Source organism: Moorena sp. SIO4E2 (assembly GCF_010671945.1).
Classification (GTDB): domain Bacteria; phylum Cyanobacteriota; class Cyanobacteriia; order Cyanobacteriales; family Coleofasciculaceae; genus Moorena; species Moorena producens.
Genome location: NZ_JAAHIE010000413.1, coordinates 1 through 6,649 on the forward strand (window position 1 = coordinate 1; position 6,649 = coordinate 6,649).

General features: G+C 44.6%; 3 protein-coding genes. 2 read left to right on the plus strand and 1 reads right to left on the minus strand.

Features of this window, described 5'->3' with window-relative positions; all coding sequences use genetic code 11:
* The first annotated feature begins 477 nt into the window (after positions 1 to 477).
* The gene (locus tag F6K37_RS29055; RefSeq protein ID WP_287253932.1) at positions 478 to 3,939 is read left to right on the plus strand and encodes a GAF domain-containing protein; all 3,462 of its coding nucleotides are present in this window, start codon (positions 478 to 480) and stop codon (positions 3,937 to 3,939) included.
* 201 nt (positions 3,940 to 4,140) lie between these two features.
* On the opposite strand, the gene F6K37_RS29060 is transcribed toward F6K37_RS29055, so the two are convergent.
* The gene (locus tag F6K37_RS29060; RefSeq protein WP_287253934.1) at positions 4,141 to 4,269 is read right to left on the minus strand and encodes a hypothetical protein; all 129 of its coding nucleotides are present in this window, start codon (positions 4,267 to 4,269) and stop codon (positions 4,141 to 4,143) included.
* Between the two features lie 268 nt (positions 4,270 to 4,537).
* On the opposite strand from F6K37_RS29060, the gene F6K37_RS29065 reads away from it, so the two are divergent.
* Positions 4,538 to 6,649 (plus strand): WD40 domain-containing protein (locus F6K37_RS29065; RefSeq protein ID WP_287253936.1); only part of this gene is annotated, 2,112 nt, incomplete at its 3' end.

Sequence of the window (6,649 nt, forward strand, 5' to 3'; positions counted from 1 at the left end):
CCTTGGCGAATTTAATTCGCCAAGGTCAAGCGCACCTCAAAAACTTGTACCTTACTAGATTAAAAACCGCTATACATACATAACTACTCCCAGTAGCGTATATAGCGTTTCTTATAGCTATGAGGTACACAGGATTGTTTCCCACTTCCCTTTTCCCACTTCCCATATCCGCTGCTCCCTGCTCCGAATTTCCTGCTCCCTAAAACCTAGGAATTTGTACCTCACTCGTCCTGATAATTGCGCTAATCAGTAAATTAGCGTAACTCTTAAGACACAAAATTCAGTTAATTGACTGAGATAACTTCCTCGATAAATATGGTTAGATTAAAAACTGAAGTAAATCTATAAATTCTAAATAGGTTGTGAACGAGCACGGGGTCAAAATTCCAGCACTACCAATAATTAGGGGTTTCTGGATTTTCACAAATCGTTTATAAACGCTATAGCTATCCTTCTAGGAAAAATAGTCACGGTCATATGCATTGTTCAAAAGACTTAGCCTGGGAATTACCAGTCATACCTCAAGGGATAACCCAAGATGGACAACAGCACTACCATGAACAATCAAGTCAACCCACCGATTCCAACAATTCCCAACCACAAAGGAAAAGTAATGATCTGCGCACTCAATTATTGAAGACCATTCTCCCAGCGGTTTTAACCCCTCTAGGTCTGGCTGGACTATTCAGCTACAGTGCTATTTCCCGCAGCTCCCAACAGCAAGCTGAGCAACTATTAGAGGGTGAAACCCTAGTTGCGGGCAGAGTTTTCTATATATTTTTGGAGGAAGCAAAAAGAATACCTTCTACATTGGCGGCTAGCCCTCTAGTAGTTGAGGCGGCTAGCACTGCAACAAAAGTTTCTCAAGATCAAAACCTTTCCAAATTACCCTACTACGAGGTTGAAGAGTCTTTCTCCGCTACCAGGTTAATCCAGCCAAATGAAACTCTCAAGTATTACTTACGTAAAACTACAGAACTTTATGAGTTTGCCGAGATATCTTTCACCGAAAAGCACGGGTTTAATGTAGCTTACAACAGTCTTACTACTGACTTTGTCCAACGGGATGAAGCCTGGTGGCAAGAGGCAAAAGATGATCCCAGTCAGCAGGTGATTAAAACGAAATTTGATGACACTGACGATAGGTTCGTGATTGAGTTCAGCAAAGCGATCACAGACCCAGCAACTGATGAATTCCTAGGGGTTGTTAGAGGAGTTTTGCCTGCCTCGGTTTTCAGCAGCATATTGAAAAACCTGCTGAAGGATTTGGAAATTGGGGATTCTCAATCTATGCAGCTACTAGCCCTGAAAAAAGACGACACTGTGGCTGTTGTTGATACCATCTACCAAGGGAAGAGTAAAGACCAGCCACAGAAACTGCTCGGGGCAAAGGATCAAGCACTTGTACAGAACCTAAAAATTTTGCTCAAAGCTTTTGAAACTGGGCAAACAGTGCAGCAGAAGGGACTGACGATAAAATCAGCTAATTCAGAACTTTTCCCAAACTTAAAGCTGGCCACCTTTGATCATAATAGCAGGCACTATATATTGGTTGCAGTTCCTGATAGCAATTGGACTGTGGCCGTCTCGATCAAACTTAGTGAACTCAGAGCAGCGGGTAGAAAAGCGGCAATAGGCTTTGCTAGTTTGTTCGTGGTACTGGGCATTATTATTACCTTGGTAGTCAGAGCTTTATCCGATCAGTTAGCAAAACCCTTGGGTCAGTTGGCTAATACTGCCAAAGCGGTGATTGCAGGCAACCTGAACGTTCAGGCGGAGCTTGTTGGTGCTACCGAGACGCAGCTACTGGCTCAAGTCTTTAATAACCTGGTGACACGGGTCAAAGGTCGATTACAGGACCAAGAACAAGAAACTGAACAGGCGCGGACACTAGTGCTAGTCAGCAACCAGCTTCAGCAATCCTTAAACTTCGACAATATCCTACAAACTTCCGTTTATGGGGTACACCTTGCCCTCAACACAGACCGTGTATTTATCTATCGCTTTAATCCTGACTTCAAAAGCGGGATAATTGCAGCGGAGATCGTAAATTCTGGTTTTGTTAAAGCCCTAGGGCAAACTATTTACGAACCAATCACGACCGGGGAAATTACAAAGTTTAAGTTGGAGAAGCTTGTTAGTGTCGAGAACCTTCAACAAGCTACTCTAACTGGTGCTCCTGGGCAGTTCCTTCAACGCCTTGGTGTCGTAGCCAGCCTGGTTGCGCCAATTATAGTTGGGGGTGAACTTTTCGGCTTGTTGTATGCGAATGATTGCTCAAAACCCCACCCTTGGCAGGAGTCAGAACGTGAGTTAATGCAGCAGTTAACTAGACAAATTGGTGATGCCCTTACCCAAGCCCTGCTCCTGGAACAGCAGCAAGCCACGGTGGACATTTCCCAAAGGTTAAATGAGATTACTGCTAGCATGCTTAAATCCTTAGAACGGGAAAAGATTTTCGCGGCTACGGTGGTGGGAATTAAAAGAGCGCTCTCGTGCGATCGCACAATCATTTACCTCCTCGAACAGAATCATAAAGGGTCAATGGTTGGCCTTTCAGTAACTCTGGATGGGTCTGTTACCCCACAAACACAGAAAGAAGAGTTGGATTTTGCCCTAGAGGATGTTGATCACTACCAGTCACGTCAGGTTCTAGCCATTGATAATCTTGAGGGTGAGTTGACCCAGTACCAGCAGTCCCAAGTAGAGAGGCTTGGCCAAACTTCTCTACTGCTTGGAGCTAAGGCCAGTTTAGTGGCACCGATTTTGGTGGCAGAGAACTTGATTGGCTTTCTGGCTGCCCATCAATGTTCACAGCCAAGAGCTTGGCAGGAAACGGATATCAAGGTTTTCACTCAGGTGGCGATTCAATTGGGCTTTGCTCTAGAGCAGGCTAATCTCCTCGAAAAGAGGGAAAGAATTTCTCAAGAGCAAAGACAGGAAAAAGAAGCACTCCAGAAGCAACTGCTGGTACTGCTTGAAAATTTGCAAGGGGCAGCACAAGGAGATCTGACAGTGCGCTCTGACGGGACTTTGGATGAGATTGGTAAAGTTGCTGATTGTTTTAACACAATTATTGAGAATTTGCAAACTCTCGTAACCCAGGTCAACAACTCAGCGGTTGAAGTCAATACCTTACTAGGAAACAACGAGGTGGTAGTCGGTCAACTAGCAGAAGATGCTCTTAAGCAGGCTTCAGAAACCACTCACACCCTGGATTCAGTAGAGCAAATCACCGATTCGATTCAAGCAGTGGCTGAGAATGCTGATCAGGCGGCGAGAGTAGTTGATGGAGTTACAACCACTGTTGAAGCTAGCAGCACTGCTATTAACCTAACTCAGGAGAGTATGCTGGAATTGCGAGACACGATTGGGGAAACGACCTCAAAAGTGAAGCAGCTAGGTAAATCTTCCGAAAAGATTGCTAAGGTGGTTGCCAAGAGCAACATGCTCTTGGTTCAAACCAATGTTTTGGCTATTAACGCTGAGATTGAGGCTGGGCGGTCTGGTAATGGGATTCAGGGTTTTGTCGTGATTGCCAAAGAAGTAAATCAGCTTAGCAACCAATTGATCAAAGCTACCCAGGAAATTCACAAAATAGTAGATGATATCGACCTAGAAATGTCTCAATTAGTGAAGGTAATGGAACAGAGCACTGCTGTGGTGGAGAAGGGCACAAGTCGAGTTGAGGAAGCTAAGCAGAATCTGAAACAGCTGATGGAAGCTTCGTGCCAGATCGAGCAGCTAGTAGCAGCCATTTCCCAGGGGAGTGTTTCCCAAACCGAAACCACTCAGAACGTGGCTATGTTGATCAAAGAGATGGCTCAATTCTCGGAACGCACCGTTGATTCCTCTAGGCAAATTTCAAGTTCCTTAACCTCAACCGTAGCCGTAGCTCAGGAATTGCAGGAGTCGGTTAGTGGTTTTAAAGATTTTTGATAACACCAGCTATCAGCCGTCAGCTGTCAGCTGTCAGCCGTTGGCCGTAGGCCACGCTACTTGAGGTGCTGTCAGCCTTCAGCTGTCAGCCGTTGGCCGTAGGCCACGCTACGCAAACAGCTTTGTGGCACAGGCTTTGACGCTGTGACTTAACTCAAATTAAACTAATACTTACGTATTTTATTCTTAACGGTTTCCTCCTCAACCGTGCCCATAAGCTGATAGCTGATAGCTGATAGCTGATAGCTGATAGCTGATAGCTGATAGCTGATAGCTGATAGCTGATAGCTGATAGCTGATAGCTGATAGCACCTCAAGTAGCGTGCCCATAAGCTGATAGCTGATAGCTGATAGCTGATAGCTGATAGCTGATAGCTGATAGCTGATAGCTGATAGCTGATAGCTGAATGCTTACATTAAATTATATTAACTGTGTTCAAAAAACTTAAAGTTCCTCAAACCCTTGCTGTTCTAGGATCCGAAGTTACCTGTGCCCTTGTCTGAGGTGATTATCTCAATTGTCTCAGATTGACTTCATGGTTATCTCAGAGTTTGGCATAACAATTGGCGTGGATAGTGAGCAGAACCAGATTTCGGTATGAAGAATTCAGTGCGAGCTTCTGAATTAGGACTCAAATTGCTTGACCGGGCTAGACGCCTGAAAAAATGGAACAAAACCGCAGAAGCTTGGTGTAGCAGTGCCTTAACCTCTAGGGCAACTTTAAACCGATTTTGGGCCAGACAACCGATTCGCTGTGACACCTTCATCGCTATTTGTAGTGCTGTAGGGGTTGATTGGGAAAAGGTTGTTGAGCCAGATCAGATTAAGGCAGATCAAATCAATAACGGCAAGAGTCCCACTGTGGCTCAAATTAAACGTGTTGATTGGGGACAAGCACCAAAGCTAAGAGGTTTCTACGGTCGTACTGAGGAACTCAACACCCTACAGCAATGGATTCTTCAGGACAAGTGCCGCCTGGTGACACTTCTAGGGATGGGGGGAATTGGTAAAACCTCTGTGGCTGTGACTTTAGCCCATCTTCTGGAAGATAAATTTGAGTTTGTGATTTGGCGGACTCTACGCAATGCGCCTCCCCTAGAAGAACTCCTGGCAGACCTGATTCAATTTTTGTCTGGACAGCAGGAAACCAATTTACCCTCCTCTGTGGATGGCAAAATTCTGCGATTGATTCGGTATTTACAAGGGCGGCGTTGCTTGCTAGTTCTAGATAATGTTGAGTCGATTCTGCAAAGTGGCGATCGCACCGGTAGTTATAGAGAAGGATATGCTGAATACGGTGAACTGCTCAGAAGTATTGGTGAAACCGCCCACCACAGCTGTCTATTACTGACCTCTAGGGAGCCACCCCAGGACTTGATTATCCTGGAGGGGGAAAACTTACCCATTCGCTGCTTCCCACTCACAGGGTTATCAGACACCGATGGACAGGAAATCCTGAAGGAAAAAGGAAATTTTGCTGGGGATGACACCCAGTGGCTGACCGTGATTGAGCACTATGCTGGCAATCCTTTAGCCTTAAAAATGGTGGCTTGTGTGGTCAGAGACTTTTTTTATGGCAATATTGCTCAGTTCCTGAATTTTTTAAAGCAAGGCTCATTCATTTTTGATGATATTCGGGATTTGCTAGATCGGCAGTTTCAGCGCCTGAGTGCTACACAACAAGAGCTGATGTACTGGCTAGCTATTAATCGGGAACCGGTTTTTTTTAAAGAGTTGGAACAGGACGTTTTCTGCCACCGATGCGCTCCTGACATTTTACAGTCTCTAGGGTCTCTACAACGGCGCTCATTGATTGAAAAAACCTCGGCTGGGTTTACCCAACAACCTGTCGTGATGGAATACATGCTTAATCGATTAATTGAGCATATTCCTGAGGAAATTACTAGTCAAAATTTTGCTCTGTTGCGCACTCACGCATTAGTAAAAGCTACTGCTGCTGAGTATGTTTGGGATACTCAAGTTTCTCTAATTATTGAACCTATAATTGAGAGATTACTCGCCATTTTTGGTTCCACAAAAAAGCTCAGCAATCACTTGCTGGAAATTATTTCAATGCTACGCTCCCCAACTTCTACCGTTAAACAAATAACTAAAGAAACAGCATATATCTGCGGCAATATAATTAATATTATGCGCCAATTACAGGTGGATGTAAGCAACTATGACTTTTCTAATCTAACAGTGTGGCAAGCTAACCTACAGGGGATTAAATTACACAATGTTAATTTCGCCCATTGTGACTTAACCAGCTCAGTATTTACGGAAACCTTAGGAAATATTTTATCAGCAGCATTCAGCCCAGATGGTAAACTATTAGCAACCTGTGATACAGATTGGAAGGTTCGCTTGTGGGAAGTACCAACGGGCAAACTAGTTTTGATCTGTGAAGGTCATACCAATGTAGTACGTGACCTTGCTTTCAGCCATGATGGTAAAATCTTAGCTAGTTGCAGTGCGGATCACACCGTTAAGTTTTGGGATGTCAGTGATGGTAAGTGCTTAAAGACTTGTACCGGACATACTAATGAGGTATGTTCAGTGGCTTTTAGTCCAGATGGTCAGACCCTAGTCAGTAGCAGTGGCGACCACACCTTGAAACTCTGGGATATCACAACTGGAGAATGTCTCAACACTTGCACCGGACATAGCAGTTGGGTTAGATCCGTTGCCTTTAGTCCAGATGGTAAA

What these genes read in the sequence shown, in the direction of transcription:
- F6K37_RS29055 (WP_287253932.1), top strand. Translation starts at nt 478, where the DNA reads ATGCATTGTTCAAAAGACTTAGCCTGGGAATTACCAGTCATACCTCAA.
- F6K37_RS29060 (WP_287253934.1), bottom strand. Translation starts at nt 4,269, where the DNA reads ATGGGCACGCTACTTGAGGTGCTATCAGCTATCAGCTATCAGCTATCA.